The following is a 26,658-nucleotide window of genomic DNA, read 5'->3' as shown; positions in this document are numbered from 1 at the left end:
ACTGCCTCACGAACGACTGCCGGCCACCCGGTCGGCGATGTACGGGCCGATGGCAAGGGCGGAGGTGGCTGCGGGGGATGGTGCGTTGCGAACAGCGACCACCGGACCGAGGTGATGGATCCGGAAATCGTCCACCATGGATCCGTCCACGTCGACCGCCTGGGCGCGGACACCGACTCCTGCCCGCTCGACGTCCGCTGGGGTGAGTCCGCGCACGTAGGTCGCCGCCGCGGCGGCGAAGGCCCGCCGGGACAGACTGCCGTGGAGCTCGCGCACACCGGCCCGCCAGTGCTGTCGGGCCAACCGCCGGAAGCCGCGCCAGCGGACCGTCTCCCACACGTCGCGAACGTTGACGGTGCGTCCGTCGTAGTCCTCCCGTGCCAGCGCCAGCACCGCGTTCGGGCCCACCTCGACGTCGCCACCGACCGTCCGGGTCAGGTGGACGCCGAGGAACGGGTAGCGGGGATCCGGCACCGGGTAGATCATGCCTCGCACGAGGTGGTTCTTGTCGGCCCGCAGTCGGTAGTACTCGCCGCGGAACGGCACGATCGCCGGACCGGGCTCGTCGCCGGCCAGGCGACTCATCCGGTCCGACTGCAGCCCGGCGCAGACGACGAGCCGGTCCACCCTGAGCTCCGCGCCGTCCGAAGCACGTACGAGTACCTCTGGCGCACGCCCGGGCGAGCGGTCGGTCCGGATCCCGGTGACCGCGAAGCTGAGCCGGACCTCACCGCCGGCCGCGCACACGTCGTCGGCCAGGGCCCGGGCGACGGCCGGGAAGTCGACGATGGCGGTCTTCGGTGAGTGCAGTGCCGCCAGCCCGTGGGCGTGCGGCTCGACGGACGGAATCTCCGAACCCTCCAGCCAGCGGAGGCCGGGTACCTGGTTCGCCTGGGCGCGGCGCTCGATCTCCCGCAGTGCGCGCACTTCCCGCTCGTCGCGGGCGATCAGCAACTTACCGCACTCGAGATACGGCAGTCCCCGCTCGCGGCAGTAGGCGGACAGCAGTTCGCGCCCGCGCCGGCACAGCTCGGCCTTCAAGGAACCGGGCGGGTAGTAGAGACCGGCATGGGCGACACCGCTGTTGTGCCCGGTCTGGTGCCGCGCGACCTCGCCTTCCTTCTCCACCACGACCACCTCCGCGGTCGCGGCCAGTTCGCGGGCGACCGCCAGACCGACGATTCCACCGCCGATCACGCCAATGCGTTCTGCCACGGGTCAGTGCCTGGGTGGCTGCGGCCGGAGACGCGCACGGACGGAGGCCGCCGGCTTCCTGGAGACAATCATGGGGGCGAGCTTAGGTCCGGGCCGCGCAAAGCGCCATCCGCCGTGGTGACCTGTCCACACGGCATCGATCAACCCGGTTGCGACGCCCCGCCCAGGCGGCTCGGCGGCTGGGCTTTCGGCCGGCATACGACGTCCTCCCGGTAGGCGAGGTGGCGAGGTCCGTTGCCGTCGTTGTGGAATCCGCTACACGGTGGCGGGCAAATCCAGCACGTACGCGTCGCCCTGCCGGCGGAAGCCGAGCCGGTGGTAGTAGGGGGCGACCATGCCGGGTGGGCTGACCACCCGACGGAACCCGCGGTCGGTGAAGAGCCGGCTGCGCCGGAACACGAACTCGCCGGGGGTGAAGTCGCGGAACCTGCGGGTCACGTAGTCGAGATCGACCTGGGCGACGCCACCGGGCTCGGCGTGGGACAGCACCACCCCGACCACCTCGTCGGACTTCATGACGACGAACGCGGACCGCTCCCCCTCCGACCGCAGCGCGAAACCGGGGTTGAAGCGAGCGATCTCCGCGGCGTGCACCTGGAGCGTGTGGGCCAGGAACTGGTCGTCGACGCCCACCTCGACCACCTGGTAGGTGGCCTCGTCGTGGCGGGTCGCCAGCATGCGGCGCAGATACCACACGTTGATCACCGCAAGCACCACGTTCAGTCCGACCATCGGCCACACCTGAATCGCGACGTTGTACCCGATGAGGATGAGGCAGCCGAGCAGGTTCACCGCGCGCAGCCGGAGGATGCGGGTCTGCAGCAACGACCAGACCAGCACCGCAGAGCCGGTCCAGCCAATCAATTCCAGCCAGTTCACTCCGGCGAGGGTAGTGCCTGCCCAGGTCAGGCCGCTAGCGGGGCCGGCCCGGAGAGTTCCAGGACCCACTCCGCCACCTCGGCGCCGCGCCCCTGAGCGTACCCGCGGTCCTCGCCGGTGACGACGAAGCCGCACTTGCGTAGCACGGCGAGCGAGGCACGGTTGTCCTTGGCTACGCGGGCGTGCACCGGCCGGTGCGACACCTCGGCGAGCAGTTCGGTGAGCGCGCCGGTGGCGTACCCCCGACCCCAGCGGCGCGGGTCGATCCAGTAGCTGACCTCGGTGCAGTCGCCGGCCGGGAACGCGATCACGTGTCCGACCACGTCACCGCCGACGACCACCGTGCGTGGCACCACGGCCGGGTCGTCGCGGACCCGACGCCAGTGCGCGTCGAACACGACTCGGTCGCCCGGATCCGCCGGGCCGAACGCGGCCATCCAGTTGGCCTCGGCGTCCTGCAGGTGGGCGAAGAACAGCGGCAGGTCACCGTCGTGGACGGGGCGCAGGCGCAGGTCGGCGGTCATCGACGTCGAGGATAGGCCATGCCGTCAGCGGCGTCCACCGGCCCGGCCCGAGGTATGTCCGGCCCGGACCCGGGACCTCTGGCCCGGTCGACCTCGGCCTCCGGCCCTGCCGGCGCACCCCGGGCCAGGGCTACCAACGAAAGGGGACGACGTTCCTGGCGGTAGTGGAGGAGGCCTTCACCATGACGCGATACGTCTACGACTTCATCGAGGGTGACCGAAGCAAGGTCGACCTGCTCGGCGGCAAGGGCGCAAACCTGGCGGAGATGACCCGGCTCGGGCTGCCGGTGCCGCCCGGCTTCACCGTCAGTACCGACGCCTGCCGGGCGTACCTCGCCGACGGCCGACCGCCGGTCGGGCTCTTCGACGAGGTCAACGCGCATCTGCGGGAGATCGAGGTACGGCTGGGCCGGCCACTCGGTGATCCGCACGACCCGCTGCTGCTCGCGGTCCGCTCCGGCGGCCGGTACTCGATGCCCGGGATGATGGAGACGATCCTCGACATCGGCCTCAACGACGCCACGGTGGCGGGGTTGGCCGCGCGGACCGGCGACGAACGCTTCGCCTGGGACTCGTACCGTCGGTTGATCCAGATGTTCGGGCGGACGGTACACGGGGTGCCGGCCGAGTATTTCGAGCGGGAACTGGCGGTGGTCCGCACCGCGGCCGGGCCGGCGGGGCCGGACGCGGTGGCGCTGCGGGCGCTGGTCGACACGTACAAGAAGGTGTACGCCGCGCGCGTCGGCCACGACTTCCCGCAGGCCCCGCACGAGCAGCTCTACCTGGCCATCCGCGCGGTCTTCGAGTCATGGAACGCCGAACGGGCGGTGCTCTACCGGCGGCGCGAGCACATCCCGGACGACCTGGGCACCGCGGTCAACGTGATGGCGATGGTCTTCGGGAACCTTGGCGCGGACTCGGGCACCGGTGTGGCGTTCACCCGCGACCCAGCCACCGGCGAGCCCGGCGTGTACGGCGACTACCTCGCCGACGCACAGGGCGAGGACGTGGTGGCCGGCATCCGCAACACGGTGCCGCTGGCCGAGTTGGAGCGGATCGACCCGGCGAGCTTCGGCGAGCTGGTGCGGATCATGAGCGTCCTGGAGCGGCACTACCGGGACCTGTGCGACGTTGAGTTCACCATCGAACGGGGCCGGCTGTGGATGTTGCAGACCCGGGTCGGCAAGCGAACCCCGGCCGCGGCGTTCACGATCGCCGCCCAGCTCGTGGACGAAGGGTTGATCACGATCGACGAGGCGCTGCACCGGGTCGACGGCGCGCAGCTGACCCAGCTGATGTTCCCGGCCTTCGACCGGTCGGTAGCGCCGCCGCCGCTGACCACCGGAGTCGGCGCTTCCCCAGGGGCCGCGGTCGGCGCGGTCGTGTTCGACTCGGCGGCCGCGGTCGCGGCGGACGTGCCGGTGATCCTGGTCCGGCAGGAGACCAACCCCGACGACCTGCCCGGCATGATCGCCGCGACCGGCGTGCTCACCGCCCGCGGTGGAAAGACGTCGCATGCCGCAGTGGTCGCCAGGGGCATGGGGCGGACCTGCGTCTGCGGGGCCGAGGCGCTGCGCATCGACGCCGGACGCGGCGAGTTCAGCGTCGGCGACCGGGTGTTCCGGGCCGGCGACGTGATCTCCATCGACGGCACCACCGGCGCGGTCTACCCCGGCGCGGTGCCGGTGGCACCCTCCCCCGTCGCCCGATACCTCGCCGGTGAGCTGACCCCGGAGTCCGACCGGCTGGTGGCGGCCGTGGACCGGCTGCTCCAGCACGCCGACGCGGTACGTCGGGTGGGCGTGCGCGCCAACGCCGACACGCCCGCCGACGCGGCGCGGGCCCGCGCCCACGGGGCGGCCGGGATCGGGCTGTGCCGCACCGAGCACATGTTCCTCGGTGAGCGGCGGGAGCTGGTGGAGCGGCTGATTCTCGCCGACGGACCGGCGGAACGGTCGGATACCCTGACCGCGCTGCTGCCCGTGCAGCGGGCGGACTTCGTCGAGATCCTCGCCGCGATGGACGGGCTGCCGGTGACCGTCCGGCTGCTCGACCCACCGCTACACGAGTTCCTGCCACCGCTGTCCGACCTGGCCGCGCTGGTGGCCCGCGCGGAGGCGCTCGACCAGGACCCGGGACGGGACGCCACCCTGCTGGCCGCCGTCCGCCGGATGCACGAGGCCAACCCGATGCTCGGGCTGCGCGGCGTGCGGCTCGGCCTGGTCCTTCCCGGGCTGTTCGCCATGCAGGTCCGGGCGCTCGCCGAGGCCGCCGCGCAGCGGGCCCGCGACGGGGGTGATCCCCGGCCGGAGATCATGGTGCCGCTGGTCGACGACGTTCGGGAACTGGCCACGGTCCGCGCCGAGATCGACGAGGTCCTCGCCACCGTGCCGGACGCCCCACCCATCCCCGTCGGCACGATGGTCGAGACGCCCCGCGCGGCGCTGACCGCCGGGGACCTTGCCCGCGAAGCACACTTCTTCTCGTTCGGCACGAACGATTTGACCCAGACCACCTGGGCGTTCTCCCGGGACGACGTGGAGGCCTCGTTCGTCGGCACCTACCTGGAGCGCGGGATCCTCACCGTCTCCCCGTTCGAGACGGTCGACGCGGCCGGGGTGGGGCGCCTGGTCCGGCTCGCCGTCGCCGAGGGGCGGGCGGCCCGCCCCGACCTCACGATCGGCGTGTGCGGGGAGCACGGCGGCGACCCGGAGTCGATCGCCTTTTTCGCCGAGGTCGGGCTGGACTACGTCTCCTGCTCGCCGTACCGGCTGCCGATCGCCCGGCTGGCCGCCGGCCGGGCCGCCGCGCGGCCGACCGGCGACACCGCCGACTCCCGGTGAGCGAGGTGAGCGTCCCGACCGCGATTCTCGATTCTGGCGATCGGGCGGCTGGCGATCCGGCAGGCGGTGGTCAGGGAGCTACGCATCGGCCGGCTGGAGATCGACGAGCTGGTAGTCCGCTCGGGGGACGGATAGCGGACAAAGTTCGCTGTGGCAACGATCGATTCCGTTCGCTACGACTGAAGCATGCTGCGTCCGTCCGCATCGAACGACCACACCGCTGCCCTGGCCCGCGCGGTGGTGTCCCGACTCGCACCCGAGGAACTGCCGGCTTTCGAGCTGCTCGCCGGGCCGTACCTGACCGGGGTGGACGAGTCCACCGAGGGGGACCACCTTCAGTTCGGAGTCGTGGAGGCGGTCACCACCGTGACCCCGGTGGTGACGCTGGTCTGCGCGGGCGTCGTGGCCGCGCTGCTGCGGGGCGCCGAGGGCGAGTTGGAACAGCTTGGTGGCCGGGCCACCCGCCGGATGTTCGGCGCGCTGCGCCGCCACCCGGCGGTGGCCCCGCCGCCGGCCACCGGGTGGAGCCGGGAGCAACTGGCCGAGGTCCATGCGGTGGCGGCCGGACGGGCCGTTGCCCTGGGCGTCGAGCCGGAACTGGCCGGGGCGATCGCTGACGCGGTGGTCGGCGCGCTGCTGCTGGACGGTCCGGAGGCGGCCGGGTGACCGGCGACGCGCGGGTCGGTCGGCCCGCCGACACCGGCTTCCTGCTGTTGCCCCTCGCCGCGCTGGTGTTCAGCACGGCGGCGCTGCTGGCGACGTTGTCGGCGGGGACGCTCCTCGTGCCACCTGGCTGCGGCCTGGGGGACATCCTCACCCACCCCTGCTCCAGCATGGTCAACACCCTCCAGATGACTTTCAACATCATGATCATTCCCGGGGCGGTCATGTTCCTGTGGCTGTCCCGGTGGCACCGGCGGCGGACCCGGCCGCTGGACAAGGCGGTGTTCCCGGCGGCGGTGGACGTCGTCGGCGAGGTGTTGCCGTCGGTCCGGCTACCCGTGCCGGTCGAGGTGGTTCTCGGACCGTGGCTGGGCCGGCGGGCGTTCACCGGCGGCACCGGCGCGAAGCCGTACGTGGCCCTCGGACCGGAGCTGCTGACCCTGCCCGCCAAGGGGCCGGCCGGCCGGCAGGTCCTCGAGGCGGTGCTCCGGCACGAGCTGGCCCACGTGCAGAATCTGGACCTGCTCCGGTTGCAGTTCGCCACCTCGCTGCGGATCAGCACCCGGGCGAGCGCACTGCTCACCGCGCTGCTCCTGCTTGCCCAGCAGATCTGGTCAGCGCAGCCGATCCCGGCCGGTACGGCGGTCGGGGTGGCGCTCCGGGCAGTGCTGCTCGCGGTCGTCGCGGAGCTGGTGGTCCGGGCGTTCTTCCGGGCCCGCGAGCACGAGGCGGACCTGCGGGCCGCCGCTGGCACGCCGGGCGGCCTCCGGGCCGCCCTGCACGCCGGCCGGGAACGCCCGCGCGGGCTACGTGAGCGACTGCTCGCCCGGCACCCGACCGCAGCCGCCCGGCTCGCCGGGCTCGCGGACGACCGGATGGTGTTGGCCCTGCCGCTGGGCCAGCTGTTCGGTGCCGGGCTGTTCACCGCGGTCGTGCTCGCCAACAGTCAGCTCCTGGTCGACCTGCTGCTCGCCGCCGATCTCCTCGATCGGCCCCGGCCGGACGCCACACCATGGCTGTCCCTGTCGATCGTGGCGCTGTCCGCGGTCCCGGTGGGCGTCTTCCTCGCCCTGGGCAGTTGGCGGGACGCCCAGGCACGGCGGCTCGCCGGTCGCCCGCCCCGGCCAGCGCTGGCCGGGGCGGTGTTCGGCGTCGCCCTGCTCGCCGGGATGTACCTGGCCCCGTACCCCGCGCTCGTTCCCACCACCGCATCTGGCGGCGCACCGCCGCACCAGGGCCCACCGCTGGTGACGGGTCTGGTGGTGTGTGTCTCGGGCGCGATCGTGCTGTGCTGGTGGCTCACCGCCCTGGCCGGCCGGTCGGCACCGGGCGGGCTCGCCCGTGCCGTCCTGCTGCCGGTCGCCGTGCTGGCGGGTGTCGCGCTCCTCCAACTGATCTGGGAGGTGACCGGCTGGCTGGTCGAGCAGAAGCTGGGGTGCCGGTTCTCACCGGTGGGGTGCGGGCCGCTGGCCGCGCCGCGCATCGTGCTCAGCCTGCTCGCCGAGCCGTGGGCCGTCGTGCCGCTGACGTTGGCGACGCTCACCCTGGTGGCAGTGGTGCTGCACCGGTACGGTGCCGTCGCGGTCAACAGGTGGTGGGTGGCGGGCGTCGTCGCGGCCGGGATCGGGATGGTCGTGGTGCTGCCCCGGCTGTCGTTGGCCAACGCACTGACGCTCGAGATGTGGGAGTCCCTCCACTACCCGCTCGGCATCGTCGACCTGACCATGGCTCTCCAGGTGGCGCTGCTGGCGGCGGTGGTGCTGACGGCGTCGCTGCCCCGCACGGTGGCCGGACCGGTGGCCGCCACCGCCGCCCTGGTGGTGATCGCCGTGGGACTCGCGGTCTGGACACTCGACTGGGTCGGCCACATGCCGCTGCAACCCGACGAATACGGGTTCGTCGCCGGTCAGTACCTCGGCGCGGCGTACGGCCTGGTCCTGCCCGCGGTGGTGGCGGTGCTGGCCGTCCGGTCGGGGTGGGAACGGCTCGACCGCCGGCGGGCCGGCGGCACGGCGGCTCCGCCGATGGCCCGGCGGCCCGGTGACGACCACCGCGCCGACCAGCCCGCCGGCAGCGGCACGTAGCCGTCCGACGCGGTCCACGATCCTGAGCGGGAGGGTCGTTGGTCCCGATCCGCGGGGAGCTCCGCCCCTGCCCACACCGGCCGACGCGAACCAGGCTGGAGGCGGGATGGTGTGCCGCCGGAGGCGCACCGCGCAGGACCGGAGGGGCCAGAGTGGCCGAGGGCGTACGCACGATCACGAAACTCGCCTCGACACCGGCGGCACCGACCGGCCTGACCTCGGCGGAGGCCGCCGCGCGGCTCCGGTCGGACGGGCCGAATTCCTCCGTCGCGCCGCCCCGCCGGCACCTGGCCACTCGGGTGCTGCACCAGCTCACCGATCCGCTGGTGGCGCTGCTGCTCGCGGCCGCCGTGGTCACCACAATGCTGCGCGACTACCCAGACACCGCCGTGATCGTGCTGGTCGTACTCGTCAACACGGCGATCGGCGTGGTCCAGGAGGTCCGCGCCGACCGCGCCATCGCCGCCCTCGATCAGCTGGCCGCGCCCACCGCCCGGGTGGTCCGGGACGGCCGGGACGTGATCCTGCCCGCCGCCGACGTCGTCGTGGGCGATGTGGTCCGGGTCGAGGCCGGCGACGTGGTCCCCGCCGATCTGCTCCTCACCGACACCGCCCGGCTGAGCGTGGACGAGTCCGCGCTGACCGGCGAGTCCGTGCCGGTCGTCCGCACCGAGGGCGAGGAGGCCAGCGCGGGCACGGTGGTCACCACCGGCCGGGCCGGCGGAGTCGCCGTCCGTACCGGAGCGGCCAGCGCGCTCGGCCGGATCACCACCCTCGTCGCGGCGACCCGACCCGCCGCCACCCCGTTGCAGCGACGGCTGGGCACGCTCGGGCGGGTCCTCGGGCTGGCCGCGGTGCTCCTCTCCGGCCTGGTCTTCATCATCGGCGTGCTCGGTGGCCGGCCCGTGGTGGACATGGCCGTCACCGCGGTCAGCCTGGTGGTTGCGGCGGTGCCGGAGTCCCTGCCAGCGGTGGTGACGCTCGCCCTCGCGCTGGGCGCCCGCCGGATGGCCGGTGCGCGCGCCATTCCCCGTCGGCTGCACGCGGTGGAGACACTCGGCTCGGTCACCGTCGTCGCCTCCGACAAGACCGGGACACTGACCGAGGGCAGGATGGCGGTGCAGCACGCGGTCACCTCGGACGGTTCCCGTTACCGGGTCACCGGCACCGGGTACGCGCCGTACGGGGCGGTGCACCACCGGGGTGAGCCGGTGGCCGTGCCGGACGAGCTACGCCGGCTGGCGCGGGCCGGGCTGCTCTGCAACGACGCCGCCCTCGCCCCACCCACCGCGGAGCGGCCGGACTGGACGGCTGTCGGCGATCCCCTGGAAGCGGCGCTGGTGGCCTTCGCCGCCCGGTGCGGCCTGGACCCGGGGGTCACCCGGGCCGCCTGGCCGCGGATCGCCGAGCACCCGTTCGACCAGGACCTGCGCCGGATGACCACGGTGCACCGCTCGTGCGACGGACGACACCTGGTGGTCTGCAAGGGCGCGCCGGAGAACGTGCTCGCTGCGCCGCTGGTCGACGCGGACGACCCGGAGGTCGCCGAGCTGACCGCCGCCGCGCGCCGGCTCGCCGCCGAGGGGCTGCGGGTGCTCGCCGTCGCCTCCGCGATCGTCGGCGACCCGCCCGCCGACCCGGCCCGGCCGGTCGGGCTGCGCCCGGCGGGTCTGGTCGCCGTCGGCGATCCGCTGCGCGCGCAGGCGTCGGACATCGCCGCTGACTTCGACGCCGCCGGCGTGCGGCTGCTGCTCGTCACCGGCGACCACCCGGCGACCGCCGCCGCGATCGGCGGCCAGCTCGGGCTCTGGCGGGACGGCGACCCGCTCGCCCGCGGCGACGACGACGACCTGGCCGACGCGCACCCCGACACCCGGGTGTACGCCCGGACCCAGCCGGACCAGAAGCTCGACATCATCGCCGGTCTGCAAGCCCGGGGGCAGGTGGTGGCGATGACCGGCGACGGGGTGAACGACGCACCGGCACTGCGCCGCGCCGACATCGGCGTGGCGATGGGCGGTGGCACCGAGGTGGCCCGGCAGGCCGCCGACCTGGTTCTCGTCGACGACGATCTGTCCACCGTGGGCGCCGCGATCGGCGAAGGCCGCCGAATCTACGACAACATCCGCCGGTTCCTGCGGTACGCCCTCTCCGGCGGGGTCGCCGAGATCGCGGTGATGCTGCTCGGGCCGCTGTTCGGGCTGGCCGTACCGCTGCTGCCGGCGCAGATCCTCTGGGTCAACCTGCTCACCCACGGCGTGCCGGGGGTGGCGCTGGGCGCCGAGCCGGCCGAGCCGGGCACGATGCGGCGAACGCCCCGCTCCCCCGCCGAGTCGGTGCTCGGCGCCGGCCTCGGCCGCGACGTGCTGGTCACCGGCGGGCTGATCGCGGCCGTGGTGCTCGGTGCCGGCGTGGCCGCCGGATGGGCCGACCGGCCCTGGCAGTCGGTGGTGTTCGTGGTGCTCGGGCTGGCCCAGCTCGGCGTGGCGCTGGCCGTCCGGGCGTCCCGCCCGCCCGGTACCCGGCACGGCAACCTCGCGCTGCCGGTCGCGGTTGCCGTCTCGGCGCTGCTCCAGGTCGCCGGGGTGCTGCTGCCCCCGCTGCGCGAGCTGCTCGGCACCGAGCCGCTGGGCGCCGTGGACCTGGTCGCCTGCGCCGCGGTCAGTGTCCTGCCGGGCCTGGTCCTGCGCCTGACCCGCCGCACCGCCGCCCGCTGACCATCCCCGCCCATCCCCGCCCATCCCCGCCCATCCTCTCCCCTCCCGTCCCTCCCGTCCCGCCACGGCACAGGCACGGTGGGGCCAGGCTCGGGACCAACGGCCCGAGGCCCGGGACGCCCGCCCCTGACCGGCGCGCCCTCGGGCCGGCAGGCTGGAGGGCGAGCCGAAGGAGGACGTCATGACGATCAACACCGGTGCCCCGATCGTGGTCGGTGTGGACGGTTCCGCCGCAGCGCTGGACGCGGTCCGGTTGGCGGCGCGGGAGGCGGAGTACCGGCAGCGCTCCCTGCGGGTGGTGCACGCCTTCATCTGGCCGCTGACCGGCGCCCCGCTGACCCCGGTCCCGGGCGCCCCGGTCACCGCCGGCCTGCGCAACCAGGCCGAGCAATACGTCACGGAGGCCGTCGAGCAGGCCCGCAAGGTCGCCCCCGACCTGCGGATCACCGGCGTCGTGGTCGACGGCGCGCCGACCCCGGTGCTGGTGGCCGAGTCCCGGGGGGCGGCGCTGATGGTGCTGGGACACCGGGGCCTGGGTGGCTTCGCCGGGCTGTTGCTCGGGTCGGTCACCGTGCAGGTCTCCGCCAGCGCGGAGTGCCCCGTGCTGGTGCTACGGGGTGAGCCGCGCGCCGACGGTCCGGTCGTGGTCGGCGTGGACGGCTCGGAGCTGTCCACCGAGGCGATTGGCTTCGCGTTCGACCATGCGGCCCGCCGGGAAGCCCCGCTGGTCGCGGTGCACGCCTGGCTGTACCCCGCCCCGGTCGGCCCCGGCGACATCCTGCCCCTGGTGTACGACCTCGACGCGTTCGGCGCGGAGGAGGAGCGGACCCTCGCCGAGTCGATCGCCGGGTTCGCCGAGCGCTACCCTCAGGTCCCGGTGCGGCATCGACTGGTACGGGGCTCCCCAGCGCGGGTGCTGGTCGAGGAGTCGAAGGCGGCCCAGCTGGTGGTGGTCGGCGCCCGCGGTCGTGGCGCCCTCGGCGGCTTGCTGCTCGGCTCGGTCAGCCACGCCATCCTGCACCACGCGCACTGCCCGCTGGTCGTCGTGCGGCACCACGCTACCTCCTGACGATCGCCGCGCCCCGCGCACCGGGTCGCCTGACCGCGGCGGCGCGCGCCAGGTACCGCTCGGCGGCGAGCAGTCGGCGACCCCGGTGTGACGTTCGGGACGGTGACCCACCGGGAAATACTCCTCGGTCGGCGGCATCGCGCCGACAATGGCACCTGATCGCATCTGGAGGGCCGCCGAATGAACCGACCCGTCGTGGCAGGAGTGGACGGATCACCGTCGAGCCTGGTGGCGGCGGAGCACGCCGCCCGGGCCGCTGTGCTGCGGACATGCCCGCTGCACCTGGTACACGGCTATCTGCATCCGCTCGGGTACGGCATCCCGATCAACCCGTACGAGATGGGCATTCCCGCGCCAAGCGAGGAAGCCCGGAAGATGCTCGATCAGACGGCGGCAGACCTGGTCGGCCGGTGGCCGGGGCTGAACGTCGAGGTGCGCCAGATCGCCGGGGGTCCGGGCGCCACCCTGGTCGAGGAGTCACGCCGGGCGGAGCTGGTGGTGGTGGGCAGCCGGGGTCTCGGTGGTTTCGGCGGGCTGCTGCTCGGCTCGGTGGGCGCCCAGGTCGCGGCCCACGCACGCTGCCCGGTGCTGGTGGTGCGCCCCGCCGAGGAGCCGATCCCAGTCCAGGGTCCGGTGCTGGTCGGGGTGGACGGCTCCGAGGGGGCCGAACTGGCCGTCGGGTACGCCGCCGACGAGGCCGCCCGGCGGGAGGTCGAGCTGGTGCTCGTGCACGTGCGTGCACCGGGCGAGGAAGGTCCGGCGGAGACCCAGGCGCTGCTCGACACAGCCGTCGCGGCCACCCGGGGAAGCCACCCCGGGCTGACCGTCACGGTCCGGCTGCTGCGGGCCGACAAGCCCGAGTCGGCGCTGATCGAGGCGAGCGGCGGAGCCGGTCTGGTGGTGGTGGGCACCCGGGGGCGGGGCGGTTTCACCGGGATGTTGCTCGGCTCGGTAAGCCAGTCACTGGTGCAGCACGCTCACTGCCCGGTGCTGGTGGCCCACCCGTACCGGCAGGCACGCTGACCGGGGCTGGTCGAGCACACGCGCTGACCGCTCACGCTCCGTCGGCTCCCGACCGTTGGTCGGGTCGACCGTGATGTCACCAACGGTGAAGACCCCGAACTGCATGACGCGCCGCTCACTGGAGTGACCGGCCTCAGGAGAACAGCGCGCTGTAGCCGTTCAGCGCGGGCTGGCCGCCGAGGTGCGCGTAGAGCACGGTCGAGTCCCGGCCGATCTCACCGGTGCCGACCAGGTCGACGAGGCCGGCCATCGACTTCCCCTCGTACACCGGGTCGGTGATCATCCCCTCCGTCCGCGCGGCGGTCCGCATCGCGTCGAGCGTGCGCTCGTCGGGGATGCCGTACGTGCCGGCGTGGTAGCGGTCATCCAGGATGATCTCGTCGTCGGTCAGCGGTCGGTCGAGCCCGATGAGGGCGGCGGTGCCGCGGGCGATCCGGGCCACCTGGTCCCGGGTCTCCGCCGGCTTGGCGGAGCCGTCGACGCCGATGACCCGGCGGGGCCGACCGCCGGCCGCCGCAAGGGCGGCGAAGCCGGCGATCATGCCGGCCTGGGTGCTGCCGGTCACCGAGCAGACGACGATGGTGTCGAAGAAGACCCCCAGCTCGCGCTCCTGCTCGGCCACCTCGTACGCCCACCGGCCGAAGCCGAGGCCGCCGAGGCGGTGGTCGGAGGCGCCGGCCGGGATCGCGTACGGCTTCCCGCCGGCCTCCTCGATTTCCCGGAGTGCCCGCTGCCAGCTCTCCTTGAAGCCGATGCCGAAGCCCGCGCGCACCAGCCGGACGTCCGCCCCGGCCAGGCGGGACAGCAGGATGTTGCCGACCTTGTCGTAGACCGCGTCCGGCCAGTCCACCCAGCTCTCCTGGACCAGGACGCAGCGCAGCCCCGCCCGGGCCGCCACGGCCGCGACCTGCCGGGTGTGGTTTGACTGCACGCCGCCGATCGAGACCAGCGTGTCGCAGCCCCGCGCGAGCGCCTCGGCGACCAGGTACTCCAGCTTGCGGGTCTTGTTGCCGCCGAACGCGATGCCGGAGTTGCAGTCCTCCCGCTTGGCCCACACCTGGGCGCCGCCGAGGTGCGCGGTGAGCCGCTCCAGCGGGTGCACCGGCGACGGGCCGAACAGCAGCGGGTACCGGGCGAAGGAGTCGAGCGTGGGGGTCATGGCGTCTCCTCGGAAAGCTCGTCGGACAGCGGCTGGACGTCGGCGCGCAGGATCTCGTCGAGGCTCGACCAGATGGTGGCGGTGATCTCGGTGGCGGCGCCCGGGTCGCGGGCCGCGCACGCCTGGATCAGCGCCTCGTGCCGGCGGATCGATCCCTCGCCGGGCACGGTCCCGAACCGCTGCCGCTCGAGTCGGCGGATGAGCGGGGTGTAGCGGTCGATCGTGGCGGCGACCGCCCGGTTGCCGCCGGCCACCACGAGAACGTCGTGCAGGCTGTCGTCGGCGGTCAGCGCGCGCTCCACGTCGCCTGCGCGCACGGCCCGGGCGAACTCGGTGTTGGCCGCGCGCATCGTGTCGAGGTCGGCCGGGCTCAGCCGGTGCACCGCCGCGCGGGCCGCCACCTCGTGCATCGTCCGCACGACGACCAGGGCGTCGCGGACGTCGCGCAGGATCAGCGGCGTGACCCGGGTGTGGCTCTGCGGCTTGGACTCGACCAGCCCCTCGTCGGCGAGCCGGGCGAGGGCGTCGCGGACGGGCGCCCGGGAGAAGCCCAGCCGCTCGGCGAGGTCCCGGTCGCGCACCACCTGGCCGGGCGCGAGCGTCCCGGCGACGATCGCCGACCTGATGGCGGCGTACGCCTGGTCACGCAGGAGGGTCCGGCCCACCGCTTTGAGATCCACAACTGACATGTTAGATGTCAATTGCCAATCGGCCAAGCCCCGTGGACTCTTGCCGCGCAGGTGTATGGAGGCGTTCTCCGGTCACATGGATCATCGCTGCGGTGCCCCCCGCTCAGCGATCGAGTTCACGTCGCTCCCTGGTTCACGTACGGCAGCCGAGGCGGGCGGGGACGACGCACGTCGTTCGGGTCGACCGCGCCGGAGCCCAGCACCCGCCCCGGGCCTGCCTACTTCGCACGCCCCGCTGATGACTCGACAGCGGCAAGGTGCGGCGACTGTTCACGGGTGTCGGAGCAACGCGCTGGTCAGCACAGACTCAAGGCTGTCCGGCTGGTCAAGGGATGGCGCTGCTCCGACGAAGGATCCACCGCAGTGCCTGTCCGGTGCTGACCCGGTACGCGTACGACGTCGCTGGCCTGCCGGGTGTCTTCCTACGCCGGCCGGTCCGGGTCGGCACCACGCCGCCGGGGGACGTGGCGGCGGTAGGCACTGACCGTCGGGTCGCCGGCGATCCAGAACCGCCACGGCACGTCGTGCGCGCCGGTCACCCCGACGCGCGGGCCGGCGCTCACCGCCTCCGCCGGAACCGGATCGGCCGCCGGACGCAGCCGCGCCGGCCCGTCGCCGAGCAGGTAGCGGCCGTACACCGACTTGTCGATCCCCAGCGCCGCGCAGAGCCGGGCCGGTCCGCGCGCGAGGTCCGCGTCCCGGCGTACGGCGCTCCGCCGTGCCCGGGCCACGTCGAGACCCTCGACCACCTCGCCGGCCCGTAGCAGCACCGCCGACGCCTCCCCGTCCGGCCCGGTCACCACGTTCACGCACCAGTGCATGCCGTAGGTGAAGTAGACGTAGGCGCGCCCGGCCGGGCCGAACATCACCGCGTTGCGGGGTGTGCGCCCCCGGTGGGCGTGCGAGGGCGGGTCGCCGGCCATGCCCGCGTACGCCTCGACCTCGGTGATCCGGACGCTGACCCCGCCGGCGCAGAGCCGGGCGCCGAGCAGGCCACGCGCCGCCGGCACGACCGGCCCGACGAGCAGGTCGGCCAACCGCGCGAGATCGTCGAACCGTCGTTCGGGGTACGCCACCACGGCTGAGACCCTATCCCGGCCGTGACGTGGGTCGCCCGGGCTAGGGATAGGGCCAGGCGTTACCTTCCCGACCGCAACCACCCCTGCCGCCTCCTTGTGTAGTCCCCGTAGCCCATTCGGGGACGGCGACGCGGGGGAGGTCGATGGTAGGCACCGCACTGCGACTCGGGCCACGTTCCATAGTGGAACGTGGCCTGCCGGCTGGAGTGGTACTGCTGACAACCGCACTGGCCGCCGGCATCGCGGCCCAGGGCGCCTACTACCCGCCGGGCCGGGTCCTCCTGCTCACGCCTACCCTCGCCGCCGCGGTGACACCTGCGCTGTGGCGCCGGCCGCCCCGGCTGCTGCGCCCGCTGGCCCTGTCGTGTGCCACGCTGGCGACCTGGGCACTGGTACGGGCGGTGCCCGCGGAGAGCTACCCCGTCGCAGCGGGGTACGCGGCCACGCTGCTCAGCTTCTGGCTGGCGTCGTCACTGGTCGTCCACGCCACCACAGCCCACCGGATCCGGCTCGCCGAGACCCTGATCGTCGCCGGTGCGGCGGTGGGTTTGACCGGCTGGGCAGGAGTGGCCGGACACCTGTCCCGGTTCGCCGTACCGGTGGAGGGCCGGCTCTGGCGGGGCGCCTCGCTGTTCACCTACCCCAATGCCGCTGCCGCACTGCTCGCCGCGCTGGCGGTGCTGGCACTCGCGACGCTGGTGGCCCGGCCACGCTCACCGCTACTCGCCGCGGCGGTCTACCTGATGCCGACCGGGGTCGGCGCGGCGCTGAGCCGAGCCGGGTTCATCGCCCTGGCGGTCGGGGTTGGCGTGGTCGCTTGGCGACTCGGACTCCGGACCGTGCTTGGCCGGCTCGCCGCGCCCCTGACGGGTGCGGCGGTGGCGGTCCGCATCTGAGGGCGGGTCTACCCGACGGAGGCCGACCGCATCAGGTGCCCGAATCGGTCGATGCCCTACCGGTCCGCGCAACAGCGCGGGATCGTCTCGACCCCGTCGGTGAGCTGATGGGATTCACGACGGCGAGCGTAGGAGACTGGGCGAACGTGAGCCGGCCGGCGGGAGGGTGTGATGGAGCGCGAGGAGATGCGAGCATACTGCCTGGGCAAGTCGGGCGCCTGGCTCGACCAGCCGTGGGAGGGCGACGAGGTGGTCAAGGTGGGCAGCCGGATCTTCGCCTTTCTCGGCTCTCCCGATGGGGAGCCGAGGGTCGGGGTGAAGTGCGGCCCGAGCCGGGACGTCGCCGACGAGTGGATCCACCGGTACCCGGCCGACGCGAAACCGTCGCCGTACATCGGCCGGTCCGGGTGGAACACGCTGCGCCTGGACGGCGAGATCGAGGACGAGGAGCTGACCGTGGCGGTCGACGCCTCGTACGACGCGGTGGTGGCCAAGCTGCCGAAGCGTGAGCGGCCCCCGGCGTGAGCGGCCCTGCGGCGATGGCCGACCCCACGGCGGTGGGTGGCCGTTGCCGGTGAGCCGTCCGAAGACACACTGACCGTCAGGAGCGGTATTCCTGGCAGGCATAGATATTCCTGTCAGGAATACCGCTCCGACGCGACATGTCTCCTCTCCGACGCGCTGACCGCCAGCCAGGGTCAACGCCACCGACGCCACCGCCAAAGCCGCGGCCGGGCAACGTGCGGCGGGTCAGCGGGGGACGACCCGCTCGGCCGCCCACTCCTTCCAGCCGACGAGCTGGTCGGCAGCGGTCGCGAGCTGGTCGGCGACCGGGCCGGGGCCGGTGGAGCCGGGCGTGGTCCGAGCCGCCAGGGCGGAGCGCACCGAGAGCACGTCCCGCACCGACGGGTCGAGGTGTTCGCTGACCGCCGCCAGGTCGCCGTCGGAGACCTCGTCGAGGGCACAGCCCCGGGCGACGCAGAGTGCCACCAGCTTGCCGGTGATCTCGTGCGCGTCGCGGAACGGCACACCCTTGCGAACCAGCCAGTCGGCCACCTCGGTGGCGAGGGAGAAGCCGACCGGCGCGGCAGCGACCAACCGGTCGACCCGGACCGTCATCGTGGAAACCATGCCGGCGAGCGCGGGTAGCAGCAACTCCAGGGTGTCGACCGCGTCGAAGGCCGGCTCCTTGTCCTCCTGCATGTCCCGGTCGTACGTCATCGGCAGGCCCTTGAGCATGGTGAGCACGCTCATCAGGCCACCGACGAGCCGGCCGGACTTGCCCCGGGCCAGTTCGGCGATGTCCGCGTTCTTCTTCTGCGGCATGATCGACGAACCGGTGGCGAAGGCGTCGTCCAGCTCGACCCAGCCGAACTCCTGCGACGTCCAGAGCACCACCTCCTCACCGAGCCGGGACAGGTGCACGCCGATCAGCGCGGTGCAGAAGAGGAGCTCGGCGACGAAGTCCCGGTCGGCGACGGCGTCCATCGAGTTGGCGAAGGACGTCCGGAAGCCCAGTTCCTTGGAGACCGCCACCGGGTCCAACGGCAGACCCGAGCCGGCCAACGCGCCGGCGCCGAGCGGGCTGATCGCGGTGCGGTGGTCCCAGTCACGCAGCCGTTCCAGGTCACGCAGGAGCGGCTGCACGTGGGCGAGCAGCCAGTGCCCGAAGGTGACCGGCTGGGCGTGCTGGAGGTGCGTCATGCCCGGCGCGGCGGTGTCCACGTGCCGCTCCGCCTGCTCGACCAGTGCCTCGGCCAGCTCGACCAGCCGAGCGGCCACACCGCGAGCATGGTCGCGCAGGTAGAGCCGCAGGTCGGTGGCGACCTGGTCGTTTCGGGACCGCCCGGCACGCAGCTTGCCGCCGAGGCTGCCGAGCCGCTCCAGCAGGCCGCGTTCCAGGGCGGTGTGCACGTCCTCGTCGTCGACCGTGGGGCGGAACTGCCCGGAGGCGCAGGCCGCCTCCAGGTCGTCCAGGGCGGCCAGGATCCGCCCCAGTTCCTCCGGGTCGAGCAGTCCGGCACCGGCCAGGACCCGGGCATGCGCCCGGGATCCCGCGATGTCGTACGGCGCCAGGCGCCAGTCGAACTGCACGCTCACCGACAGTCGCGCGAGGGCCTCGGCTGGGCCACCGGCGAACCGGCCTCCCCACAGGCTCGTCCGGTTGGTGACGGCGCTATTCTCGGTCAGGCTCTTGTCGTCCACCCCGCCCATTGTTGCAGCGCTCACCCTTCGCTCCCGACTGCGGGGCTCACTCGCGGCGCTTGTTCACTGCGCGCCCTCGCCCGCACGGTCAAGACTCCGACCCACCCAACCGGGCGTCCCGGGCTGCGGCCATCTTGCTGGGCAGGCCCCACAGCTGCACGAATCCCTTGGCGAGCGACTGGTCGAAGGTATCACCCGTGTCGTACGTGGCCAGACCGAAGTCGTACAGGCTCGCCTCGGAACGCCGGCCGGTGACGGTGGCCCGGCCGCCGTGCAGGGTGAGCCGCACCTCGCCAGAGACGCGCTGCTGCGCATCGGCGACGAAGGCGTCCAGCGCATCCTTCAGCGGCGAGAACCAGAGACCGTCGTAGACCAGCTCGCCCCAGCGCTGGTCCACGCCGCGCTTGAACCGGGCCAGGTCCCGCTCGACGGTCACCGCCTCCAACTCCTGGTGCGCGGTGATCAGGGCGATCGCGCCCGGCGCCTCGTACACCTCGCGGCTCTTGATACCGACCAGGCGGTCCTCCACCATGTCCAGCCGGCCGACGCCCTGGGCGCCGGCCCGCCGGTTCAGTTCCACGATCGCCTGGTACGGGGTGACCGTCTCACCGTCGATCGCGACCGGGTTACCGGCGTCGAAGGTGATGACCACCTCGTCGGCGTCACGCTCCTGCGCCGGATCCGCGGTGTACGCGTACAGGTTCTCGATCGGGCCATTCCAGATGTTCTCCAGGAAGCCGGTCTCCACGGCGCGGCCCCACAGGTTCTGGTCGATCGAATACGGCGACTTCGCGGTCACGTCGATCGGCAGGCCCTTCTCCTCAGCGAAGGCGATGGCCTTGTCCCGGGTCCAGGCGAAGTCCCGGGCCGGTGCGACGATCCTCAGGTCGGGAGCGAGCGCGCCCAGGCCGACCTCGAAGCGGACCTGGTCGTTGCCCTTGCCCGTGCAGCCGTGCGACACGATGGTGCCGCCGTGCTTGCGGGCCGCGGCGACCAGGTGCTTGACGATCAGCGGCCGGCTCAGCGCGGAGACCAGCGGATAGCGGTCCATGTAGAGGGCGTTGGCGCGAATCGCCGGGAGGCAGTAGTCGGCGGCGAACTCGTCGCGCGCGTCGACCACCTCGGACTCCACCGCGCCGCAGTCCAGCGCGCGCTGTCGGATCGCGTTCAGGTCCTCGCCGCCCTGCCCGACGTCGACCGCCACGGCGATCACCTCGGCACCGGTCTGCTCGGCCAGGTACGGAATGGCGACGGAGGTGTCCAGCCCTCCCGAGTACGCCAGGACGACCCGCTCGGTCATGGTGTGGTGCTCCCTTCAACAGTGTCTTCGCGGCGGGCCCAGCCGGCGAGCTTGTCGCCGAACGCGGCCCCACCGTCGGCCTCGCGGGCCACGACGAGGATGGTGTCGTCGCCGGCGATCGTGCCGACGACCTCGGGTAGGCCCGCTCGGTCCAACGCGCTGGCCAGGTAGTGCGCTGCGCCCGGCGGGGTACGCAGCACGGCGATGTTGCCGCTGGAGTCGACCCCGTTGAGCAACTCACGCAGCAGCCGGACGAGGCGGGCCGGCGCGTTCTCCGCCTCACGAAGCGGGCGGTGGCCGTCCTCGGGGATCAGGTAGACGCCGCGCCCGTCGCCGCCGCGGGCGGTCACCGCCCCCAACTCCTTGAGGTCCCGGGACAGGGTGGCCTGGGTGACCTGAATGCCATCACCGGCCAGCAGGTCGGCCAGCTCGGTCTGCGAATGGATCGCCTTGTCGCGGATCAGCTCGACGATGCGGGCGTGACGGGCGGTCCGGGTCAGCGGGGCGGTCACGGCGTCGTCCTGGTGGTGGCGTCCGATGCCACCACGTCCGGGGCGGGTGCGGCACCGAGGAGGAACGTCAGCAGCGCCTTCTGGGCGTGCAGCCGATTCTCCGCCTGGTCGAAGACCGCGCTCTGCGGGCCGTCGAGCACCTCGTCGGTAATCTCCTCGCCGCGGTGCGCCGGCAGGCAGTGCAGCACGATCGCGTGCGGCGCGGCATGCCCGAGCAGGGCGGCGTTGACCTGGTACGGCAGGAACGGCGCGGCCCGGTCCAGCCCGTCGCCCTCCTGGCCCATCGAAGTCCAGGTGTCGGTGGCGACCACGTCGGCGCCACGGACCGCCTCGACCGGGTCGGTGCCGGCACGGACCGAGCCGCCGGTGCCGGTGGCGATCTTCTCGGCGCGGGCCCGCACGTCCGGGTCAGGTTGGAAGCCGACCGGGCCGGCGACCCGGACGTGCATCCCGGCGGTCGCCCCGGCGAGCAGGTACGAGTGGGCCATGTTGTTCGCCGCGTCCCCCACGTAGGCGAGGGTCCGCCCGGCGACGCCGCCGAAACGTTCCCGCACGGTGAGCAGGTCCGCCAGGAGTTGGCAGGGGTGGTAGGTGTCGGTGAGGGCGTTGACGACCGGCACGGTGGCGTGCGCGGCGACCTCGGCGATGCGGTCGTCGCCATGGGTCCGGAGCACAATCGCCGCCACGTAACGGGAGAGCACCCGCCCGGCGTCGGCGAGGGTCTCGCCCCGCCCGAAGTGGGTGACCTGCGTTTCCATGACGAGCGGGTGCCCGCCCAGCTCGGCGATGCCAGCGTCGAAGGAGGTCCGGGTGCGCAGGCTCTGCTTGTCGAACAGCACCGCCACCGACCGCGGCCCCGCGAGGGGCTTGTGGGCGAACCGGTCCGCCTTCATCCGCGTGGCGAGGTCGAGCACGGCCGCCTGCTCGCCGGGCACCAGGTCGTCATCTCGCAGAAAGTGCCGGATCATGCGCTGGCCTCCATCACGGGTGCGGTGGTCGACGTCGGGATGTTCGCGGGATTCGGTCCCTCCGGGGATCCTTCCGCTCCATGAGCCGCGGTGGATCCAGTCGGCCCGGTCGGCGGTGCGGCGGCGTCGAGGGCCGCGGGAAGGGCGGCCAGGAACGCGTCGACCTGGGCGACGGTCAAGACCAGCGGCGGGGCGAGTCGGATCACGCCCGGCTGCACGGCGTTCACCAGGAAGCCGGCCTCCCGCAGCGCCTCGGTGACGACCGCAGCGACCGGGGCGGTCAACGCGATTCCGAGCAGCAACCCGGCGCCGCGGACGCCGTCGACCAGGCAGTGGCCGAGCGACTCCACCCCCCGACGCAGCCGCTCCCCGATCCGCTTGACGTGGTCGAGCAGCCCCTCGTTGGCAATCGTGGCCACCACCGCGAGGGCGGCGGCGCAGCTCACCGGGTTACCACCGAAGGTGGTGCCGTGCGAGCCCGGACGAAGCAGGTCGGCGGCCGGGCCGAAGGCGAGGCAGGCGCCGAGCGGCAGGCCACCGCCGAGTCCCTTGGCCAGGGTGACGACGTCCGGCTCCACGCCGTGCGCCTGGTGGGCGAACCAGTGGCCGGTGCGGCCGATGCCCGTCTGCACCTCGTCCAGGACCAGCAGCGCGCCGTGTCGGGCGGTGATCCGCCGGGCCGCGGCCAGGTAGCCGGGGGGCGGAACGACGACGCCGTTCTCGCCCTGAATCGGTTCCAGGATCACCATGGCGGTGGTGTCGGTGACCGCCGCCTCCAGCGCGGCCACGTCGCCGTACTCGACGTGGGTGACCTCGCCGGGCAGCGGGCGGAACGGGTCCGCCTTGGCCGGCTGGCCGGTCAGCGCGAGGGCACCCATGGTCCGGCCGTGGAAGCCACCCCGAGCGGCCACGACGTGGGTACGACCGGTGAGACGGGAGAGTTTGAACGCCGCCTCGTTGGCCTCCGCGCCGGAGTTGGCGAAGAACACCCGCCCGGGCCGGCCAGCGAGCGCGAGAAGCAGCTCGGCCAAGGCCACCGGCGGCTCGGCGACATACAGGTTGGAGACGTGGCCGAGAGTCGCGACCTGCTTGGACACGGCGGCCACCACGGCCGGGTGGGCGTGCCCGAGGGCGTTGACGGCGATACCGCCGAGCAGGTCCACATACCTCCGGCCGGCGTCGTCGACCACCACGGCGCCGGAACCGTCCACCAGCGCGAGCGGCGGTGTGCCGTAGTTGTCCATCATGGACTGCTGCCAGCGTCGGACGAGCGCACTCATGACGAGACCGTGCCTTCCCTGTTCGCGACTGCGGGGCTCGCAAGCTCACTCCTCGCGCTCACGACACCTTCCCCGTTCGCGACTGCGGGGCTCGCAAGCTCACTCCTCGCGCTCACGACCATCGTTCCGAAGCCTTCCGACGTGAACACCTCCAGCAGCGTGGAGTGGGCGACGCGGCCGTCGACGACGTGCGCGGCGGGCACCCCGCCACGCACCGCCCGCAGACAGGCCTCCATCTTCGGAACCATGCCCGACTCCAGGGACGGCAGCAGCCTCGCCAACTCGGCCGCGCTGATCTCGCTGACCAGGCTGCCGGTGTCCGGCCAGTCGGTGTAGAGGCCGGGCACGTCGGTGAGGACAACCAGCTTGCGAGCCTGCAGGGCGACCGCGAGCGCGGCGGCGGCGGTGTCCGCGTTGAGGTTGTGCAGCACGCCGTCGGCGTCGGGCGCGACGGTCGAGATGACCGGGATCCGGCCGGCCGCGATCAGGTCGGTGACCGCTGAGACGTCCACCGACTCCACGTCGCCGACCTGGCCGACGTCGATCGGTTGCCCGTCGACGTACGCGGGCCGTCGCACCGCGGTGAACAGGCCGGCGTCCTCGCCGGAGAGGCCGACGGCGAACGGGCCGTGCGCGTTGATCAGCCCGACCAGTTCCCGGCCGACCTGGCCGACGAGCACCATCCGGACCACGTCCATCGCCTCGGCGGTGGTGACCCGCAGGCCGCCCCGGAACTCGCTGCTGATGCCGAGCCGGCCGAGCATCGCCGAGATCTGCGGGCCCCCGCCGTGCACCACCACGGGCTTCAGGCCAGCGTAGCGCAGGAACACCATGTCGGCGGCGAACGCCCGTTGCAGCTCCGGGTCGACCATCGCGTTGCCGCCGTACTTGACCACGACGGTCGAGCCGGAGTAACGGGCCAGCCAGGGCAGCGCCTCGATCAACGTGGCGGCTTTGGCCTGGGCGCAGGTGAGATCGGTGGTGAGGCTCATGTCCGTGCCCGTCTTTCCCTTCGCGACCGCGGGACCCCGCTCCGTCGCGTTGTTCGCGCTCACGTCGGGTACGCCGAGTTCTCGTGCACGTACGCGTGCGACAGGTCGTTGGTCCAGATGGTCGCGGCGGCGCCGCCGGCCTGTAGGTCGATCCGGATCGTGACGTCCCGGCCGGACAGGTCGACCTTCGACCGGTCCTCCGCGGCTGCCCCGCTTCGGCAGACCCACACGCCGTTGACCGCCACGTCGACCGCGTCCGGCTCGAACACCGCGGCGGCGGTGCCAACCGCGGCAAGGATCCGCCCCCAGTTCGGGTCGTTGCCGAACAGCGCGGTCTTGACCAGGCTGTTACGCGCAACGCTGCGGCCCACCTCGACGGCGTCGTCCTCACTCGCGGCCCCGACCACGTCGATCGCGATCTGCTTGGTGGCGCCCTCGGCGTCGGCGATGAGCTGCTGCGCCAGGTCGTGAGCGGCGGCGGTGACCACGGCGGTCAGGTCCGCCTCGGTCGGGGTGATACCACTCGCGCCGCTGGCCAGCAGCAAGACCGTGTCGTTGGTGGACATGCAACCGTCGGAGTCGATCCGGTCGAAGGTCACCCGGCAGGCGGCCCGCAGCGCGGCGTCCAGCAGCTCCGGCCCGGCGACCGCGTCGGTGGTGAGCACGCAGAGCATCGTCGCCAGCGACGGGGCGAGCATCCCCGCGCCCTTGGCCATGCCCCCCACAATCCAGCCACTGCCGTGGGCCACCGCGCTCTTCTGCCGGGTGTCGGTGGTCATGATCGCCTCGGCGGCGGCCGATCCTCCGTCGCGGCCGAGCGCCCGGACGGCGTCGCGGACGCCGGGAAGCAGCCGATGCATGGGCAGCCGCTCCCCGATCAGGCCCGTCGAACAGACCGCGACCTCACCCGGGCCGAGCATCAGCCGCGGGCTGGCCGCCGTCAGCGCGGTGGCGGCGTGCTCGGCGGTGGTGTGGGTGTCCTGGAAGCCACCCGGGCCGGTGCAGGCGTTGGCGCCACCGGAGTTGAGGACCACCGCCCGGACCACGCCGCCGTGCACAACCTGCTGGGTCCAGAGCACCGGAGCGGCCTTGACCCGGTTGGCGGTGAAGACGCCGGCCACGCCGGCGTCCGGGCCGTCGTTGACCACGAGGGCGACATCGGGCGCGTCGCCGGTCTTGAGCCCGGCGGCCACTCCGGCTGCCCGGAACCCCCGGGGAGTCGTGACGCTCACGCTGCGCCCACCTCGCTCAGCGCGCCCACCGCGCCCACCTCGCTCAGCGCGCCCACCGCGCCCACCGCGCCCACCTCACTCAGCGACGCCGAGCTGGTGGTGCCCACGCCGCGTGCCGCGGCGGCGCCCGCGCTCGCCGTGGCGGTTTCGGTCGCGACGACGGTCCTCGTGCTCACGGCGTGGTTCCCCAGACCGACAGACCGGCCGTCTCCGGCAGACCGCACATGATGTTGGCGTTCTGCACGGCCTGGCCGGCGGCACCCTTGCCGAGGTTGTCCAGCGCGCTCACCACGATCATCCGGCGGGAGTCGACATCCACCGTGGCCTGCAGGTGGCAGGAGTTCGAGCCGAGCGTGGCGGCGGTGTGCGGCCACCGTCCCTCGGGCAGCACGTGCACGAACGGCGCGTCGGCGTACGCCTCGGCGAGCACCGCCTGCGGGTCGACGCCGCGGGCGGGTACGGCGGTCACGGTGGCCAGGATGCCGCGCGGCATCGGCGCGAGCACCGGGGTAAACGACAGGCTGGTCGCGCCGGTGGCCTGCTTGATTTCCGGAACGTGCTGGTGCGCGCCGACCCGGTACGGCGACAGGTCCCCCATCACCTCGCTGGCGAGCAGGTGGGGTTTGGCGGTCCTGCCGGCGCCGGAGGCGCCGGACGCGGCGACCGCCACCACGTCCTCGGCTTGGGCCGCACCAGCGGCGATCAGCGGAGCGAGCGCCAGGGTGACCGCGGCTGCGTAGCAGCCGGTGTTCGCCACCCGGGTGGCGGCGGCGATGTGCTCCCGTTGGCCGGGCAGCTCGGGCAGGCCGTAGGTCCACTGCCCGGCGTGGGTGCCACCGTAGTAGTTGGCCCAGTCGTACGGGTCGGCGAGGCGATGATCGGCACCGAGGTCGACGATGCGCGCGTCGGGGGGAAGTTGGGCGGCGAGCGCCGCCGACTCCCCGTGTGGCAGAGCCAGGAAGACGAGGTCCACGTCGGCCAGGGCCATCGGGTCGGTCCCGGTGAGCACCAGGTCCAGTCCGGTGAGCTGCGGGTGCACCGCGTCGAGCCGGTGCCCGGCCTGGCTGTGCGCCGTGGCGGACACCAGGTCGAACTCTGGGTGCCCGGCGACCAGGCGCACCAGCTCGCCCCCGGCGTAGCCGCTCGCCCCGGCGACGGCGACTCGGATTCCCATACTCACCTCCGCATGACTATACGAAGAAGACTAACAGCCACCGCATGGTCATGCAATCTGCTGCATGTAAATGATGAGGATGCCGACAGGTAGCCGGCAAAGAGGCCCGCCCCGCACGAAACGGGGCGGGCCGGGTGATCAGCGGGATGAACCGG

At 73.1% G+C, this 26,658-nt stretch carries 23 protein-coding genes; 8 read left to right on the top strand and 15 right to left on the bottom strand.

Annotated elements, in window-relative coordinates; translation table 11 throughout:
• Positions 1 to 6: 6 nt before the first annotated feature.
• From lhgD to QTQ03_RS02755, 3 genes are all read right to left on the bottom strand, one after another.
• Positions 7 to 1,215 (bottom strand): L-2-hydroxyglutarate dehydrogenase, encoded by a 1,209-nt coding sequence (gene lhgD, locus QTQ03_RS02765; RefSeq protein WP_289276572.1) that lies wholly within the window; start codon positions 1,213 to 1,215, stop codon positions 7 to 9.
• A 255-nt stretch (positions 1,216 to 1,470) separates the two neighbouring features.
• Positions 1,471 to 2,094, bottom strand: a complete 624-nt coding sequence (locus QTQ03_RS02760; RefSeq protein ID WP_289276571.1) for a hypothetical protein — start codon at positions 2,092 to 2,094, stop codon at positions 1,471 to 1,473.
• A gap of 26 nt (positions 2,095 to 2,120) precedes the next feature.
• Positions 2,121 to 2,618: a GNAT family N-acetyltransferase gene (locus QTQ03_RS02755; protein ID WP_289276570.1), complete on the bottom strand. Its 498-nt coding sequence runs from the start codon at positions 2,616 to 2,618 to the stop codon at positions 2,121 to 2,123.
• 182 nt (positions 2,619 to 2,800) lie between these two features.
• On the opposite strand from QTQ03_RS02755, the gene ppdK reads away from it, so the two are divergent.
• The 6 genes from ppdK to QTQ03_RS02725 all read left to right on the top strand — a co-directional run bounded on the left by ppdK (position 2,801) and on the right by QTQ03_RS02725 (position 13,017).
• Positions 2,801 to 5,461 (top strand): pyruvate, phosphate dikinase, encoded by a 2,661-nt coding sequence (gene ppdK, locus QTQ03_RS02750; protein ID WP_289276569.1) that lies wholly within the window; start codon positions 2,801 to 2,803, stop codon positions 5,459 to 5,461.
• 186 nt (positions 5,462 to 5,647) lie between these two features.
• A complete protein-coding gene (locus QTQ03_RS02745; RefSeq protein WP_289276568.1) occupies positions 5,648 to 6,127 on the top strand; it encodes a hypothetical protein in 480 nt (159 codons plus the stop codon).
• On the top strand, positions 6,124 to 8,208 hold the full coding sequence (locus QTQ03_RS02740; RefSeq protein ID WP_289276567.1) for a M48 family metalloprotease: 2,085 nt from the start codon (positions 6,124 to 6,126) through the stop codon (positions 8,206 to 8,208). The genes QTQ03_RS02745 and QTQ03_RS02740 overlap by 4 nt, the downstream gene beginning before the upstream one ends.
• 152 nt (positions 8,209 to 8,360) lie before the next feature.
• Positions 8,361 to 10,925 carry a cation-translocating P-type ATPase gene (locus QTQ03_RS02735; protein ID WP_289276566.1) on the top strand — a complete coding sequence of 855 codons (2,565 nt, stop codon included), beginning with the start codon at positions 8,361 to 8,363 and terminating at the stop codon, positions 10,923 to 10,925.
• A 181-nt stretch (positions 10,926 to 11,106) separates the two neighbouring features.
• The gene (locus tag QTQ03_RS02730) at positions 11,107 to 11,994 is read left to right on the top strand and encodes a universal stress protein (RefSeq protein ID WP_289276565.1); all 888 of its coding nucleotides are present in this window, start codon (positions 11,107 to 11,109) and stop codon (positions 11,992 to 11,994) included.
• Positions 11,995 to 12,174: 180 nt separating this feature from the next.
• Positions 12,175 to 13,017 (top strand): universal stress protein, encoded by an 843-nt coding sequence (locus QTQ03_RS02725; protein ID WP_289276564.1) that lies wholly within the window; start codon positions 12,175 to 12,177, stop codon positions 13,015 to 13,017.
• Positions 13,018 to 13,150: 133 nt separating this feature from the next.
• On the opposite strand, the gene QTQ03_RS02720 is transcribed toward QTQ03_RS02725, so the two are convergent.
• The 3 genes from QTQ03_RS02720 to QTQ03_RS02710 all read right to left on the bottom strand — a co-directional run bounded on the left by QTQ03_RS02720 (position 13,151) and on the right by QTQ03_RS02710 (position 15,944).
• A complete protein-coding gene (locus tag QTQ03_RS02720; RefSeq protein ID WP_289276563.1) occupies positions 13,151 to 14,176 on the bottom strand; it encodes a 1-aminocyclopropane-1-carboxylate deaminase in 1,026 nt (341 codons plus the stop codon).
• Positions 14,173 to 14,856, bottom strand: a complete 684-nt coding sequence (locus QTQ03_RS02715; RefSeq protein WP_289276562.1) for a GntR family transcriptional regulator — start codon at positions 14,854 to 14,856, stop codon at positions 14,173 to 14,175. Before QTQ03_RS02715 ends, QTQ03_RS02720 begins: the two co-directional genes overlap by 4 nt.
• A gap of 431 nt (positions 14,857 to 15,287) precedes the next feature.
• Positions 15,288 to 15,944, bottom strand: coding sequence for a DNA-3-methyladenine glycosylase (locus tag QTQ03_RS02710; RefSeq protein ID WP_289276561.1), 657 nt, complete (start codon positions 15,942 to 15,944; stop codon positions 15,288 to 15,290).
• Positions 15,945 to 16,126: 182 nt separating this feature from the next.
• Between QTQ03_RS02710 and QTQ03_RS02705 the strand changes: the two genes are divergently transcribed.
• Entirely contained in the window at positions 16,127 to 16,840 is a 714-nt protein-coding gene (locus QTQ03_RS02705) for a hypothetical protein (protein ID WP_289276560.1), read from the top strand.
• 171 nt (positions 16,841 to 17,011) lie between these two features.
• Positions 17,012 to 17,365, top strand: coding sequence for an MmcQ/YjbR family DNA-binding protein (locus QTQ03_RS02700; RefSeq protein ID WP_289276559.1), 354 nt, complete (start codon positions 17,012 to 17,014; stop codon positions 17,363 to 17,365).
• A 225-nt stretch (positions 17,366 to 17,590) separates the two neighbouring features.
• Here QTQ03_RS02700 and argH read toward each other — a convergent pair whose 3' ends face one another.
• From argH to argC, 9 genes are all read right to left on the bottom strand, one after another.
• Positions 17,591 to 19,054: an argininosuccinate lyase gene (gene argH / locus QTQ03_RS02695; protein ID WP_289280644.1), complete on the bottom strand. Its 1,464-nt coding sequence runs from the start codon at positions 19,052 to 19,054 to the stop codon at positions 17,591 to 17,593.
• A gap of 79 nt (positions 19,055 to 19,133) precedes the next feature.
• The gene (locus QTQ03_RS02690; RefSeq protein ID WP_289276558.1) at positions 19,134 to 20,345 is read right to left on the bottom strand and encodes an argininosuccinate synthase; all 1,212 of its coding nucleotides are present in this window, start codon (positions 20,343 to 20,345) and stop codon (positions 19,134 to 19,136) included.
• Positions 20,342 to 20,857, bottom strand: a complete 516-nt coding sequence (locus QTQ03_RS02685) for an arginine repressor (protein ID WP_289276557.1) — start codon at positions 20,855 to 20,857, stop codon at positions 20,342 to 20,344. The genes QTQ03_RS02690 and QTQ03_RS02685 overlap by 4 nt, the downstream gene beginning before the upstream one ends.
• A complete protein-coding gene (gene argF / locus QTQ03_RS02680; RefSeq protein ID WP_289276556.1) occupies positions 20,854 to 21,825 on the bottom strand; it encodes an ornithine carbamoyltransferase in 972 nt (323 codons plus the stop codon). Before argF ends, QTQ03_RS02685 begins: the two co-directional genes overlap by 4 nt.
• Positions 21,822 to 23,105 (bottom strand): acetylornithine transaminase, encoded by a 1,284-nt coding sequence (locus QTQ03_RS02675; protein ID WP_289276555.1) that lies wholly within the window; start codon positions 23,103 to 23,105, stop codon positions 21,822 to 21,824. The genes argF and QTQ03_RS02675 overlap by 4 nt, the downstream gene beginning before the upstream one ends.
• Entirely contained in the window at positions 23,102 to 24,097 is a 996-nt protein-coding gene (argB, locus tag QTQ03_RS02670) for an acetylglutamate kinase (RefSeq protein ID WP_289276554.1), read from the bottom strand. Before argB ends, QTQ03_RS02675 begins: the two co-directional genes overlap by 4 nt.
• 59 nt (positions 24,098 to 24,156) lie before the next feature.
• Positions 24,157 to 25,329: a bifunctional glutamate N-acetyltransferase/amino-acid acetyltransferase ArgJ gene (gene argJ / locus QTQ03_RS02665; RefSeq protein ID WP_289276553.1), complete on the bottom strand. Its 1,173-nt coding sequence runs from the start codon at positions 25,327 to 25,329 to the stop codon at positions 24,157 to 24,159.
• Positions 25,326 to 25,505, bottom strand: coding sequence for a hypothetical protein (locus QTQ03_RS02660; RefSeq protein ID WP_289276552.1), 180 nt, complete (start codon positions 25,503 to 25,505; stop codon positions 25,326 to 25,328). The genes argJ and QTQ03_RS02660 overlap by 4 nt, the downstream gene beginning before the upstream one ends.
• The gene (gene argC, locus QTQ03_RS02655) at positions 25,502 to 26,503 is read right to left on the bottom strand and encodes an N-acetyl-gamma-glutamyl-phosphate reductase (RefSeq protein ID WP_289276551.1); all 1,002 of its coding nucleotides are present in this window, start codon (positions 26,501 to 26,503) and stop codon (positions 25,502 to 25,504) included. The genes QTQ03_RS02660 and argC overlap by 4 nt, the downstream gene beginning before the upstream one ends.
• Between the last annotated feature and the right edge of the window lie 155 nt (positions 26,504 to 26,658).

It is taken from the genome of Micromonospora sp. WMMA1363 (genome assembly GCF_030345795.1).
Lineage (GTDB): Bacteria > Actinomycetota > Actinomycetes > Mycobacteriales > Micromonosporaceae > Micromonospora.
The sequence above is the reverse complement of the archived record's forward strand: the minus strand, read 5'-3'. Positions and strand labels throughout refer to the sequence as shown.

Coding starts and splice junctions, on each gene's coding strand:
- QTQ03_RS02755 (WP_289276570.1), bottom strand. CDS start 2,618: ATGACCGCCGACCTGCGCCTGCGCCCCGTCCACGACGGTGACCTGCCG.
- ppdK (WP_289276569.1), top strand. CDS start 2,801: ATGACGCGATACGTCTACGACTTCATCGAGGGTGACCGAAGCAAGGTC.
- QTQ03_RS02745 (WP_289276568.1), top strand. CDS start 5,648: ATGCTGCGTCCGTCCGCATCGAACGACCACACCGCTGCCCTGGCCCGC.
- QTQ03_RS02730 (WP_289276565.1), top strand. CDS start 11,107: ATGACGATCAACACCGGTGCCCCGATCGTGGTCGGTGTGGACGGTTCC.
- QTQ03_RS02725 (WP_289276564.1), top strand. CDS start 12,175: ATGAACCGACCCGTCGTGGCAGGAGTGGACGGATCACCGTCGAGCCTG.
- QTQ03_RS02720 (WP_289276563.1), bottom strand. CDS start 14,176: ATGACCCCCACGCTCGACTCCTTCGCCCGGTACCCGCTGCTGTTCGGC.
- QTQ03_RS02700 (WP_289276559.1), top strand. CDS start 17,012: ATGGAGCGCGAGGAGATGCGAGCATACTGCCTGGGCAAGTCGGGCGCC.
- argH (WP_289280644.1), bottom strand. CDS start 19,054: ATGGGCGGGGTGGACGACAAGAGCCTGACCGAGAATAGCGCCGTCACC.
- QTQ03_RS02690 (WP_289276558.1), bottom strand. CDS start 20,345: ATGACCGAGCGGGTCGTCCTGGCGTACTCGGGAGGGCTGGACACCTCC.
- argF (WP_289276556.1), bottom strand. CDS start 21,825: ATGATCCGGCACTTTCTGCGAGATGACGACCTGGTGCCCGGCGAGCAG.
- QTQ03_RS02675 (WP_289276555.1), bottom strand. CDS start 23,105: ATGAGTGCGCTCGTCCGACGCTGGCAGCAGTCCATGATGGACAACTAC.
- argB (WP_289276554.1), bottom strand. CDS start 24,097: ATGAGCCTCACCACCGATCTCACCTGCGCCCAGGCCAAAGCCGCCACG.
- argC (WP_289276551.1), bottom strand. CDS start 26,503: ATGGGAATCCGAGTCGCCGTCGCCGGGGCGAGCGGCTACGCCGGGGGC.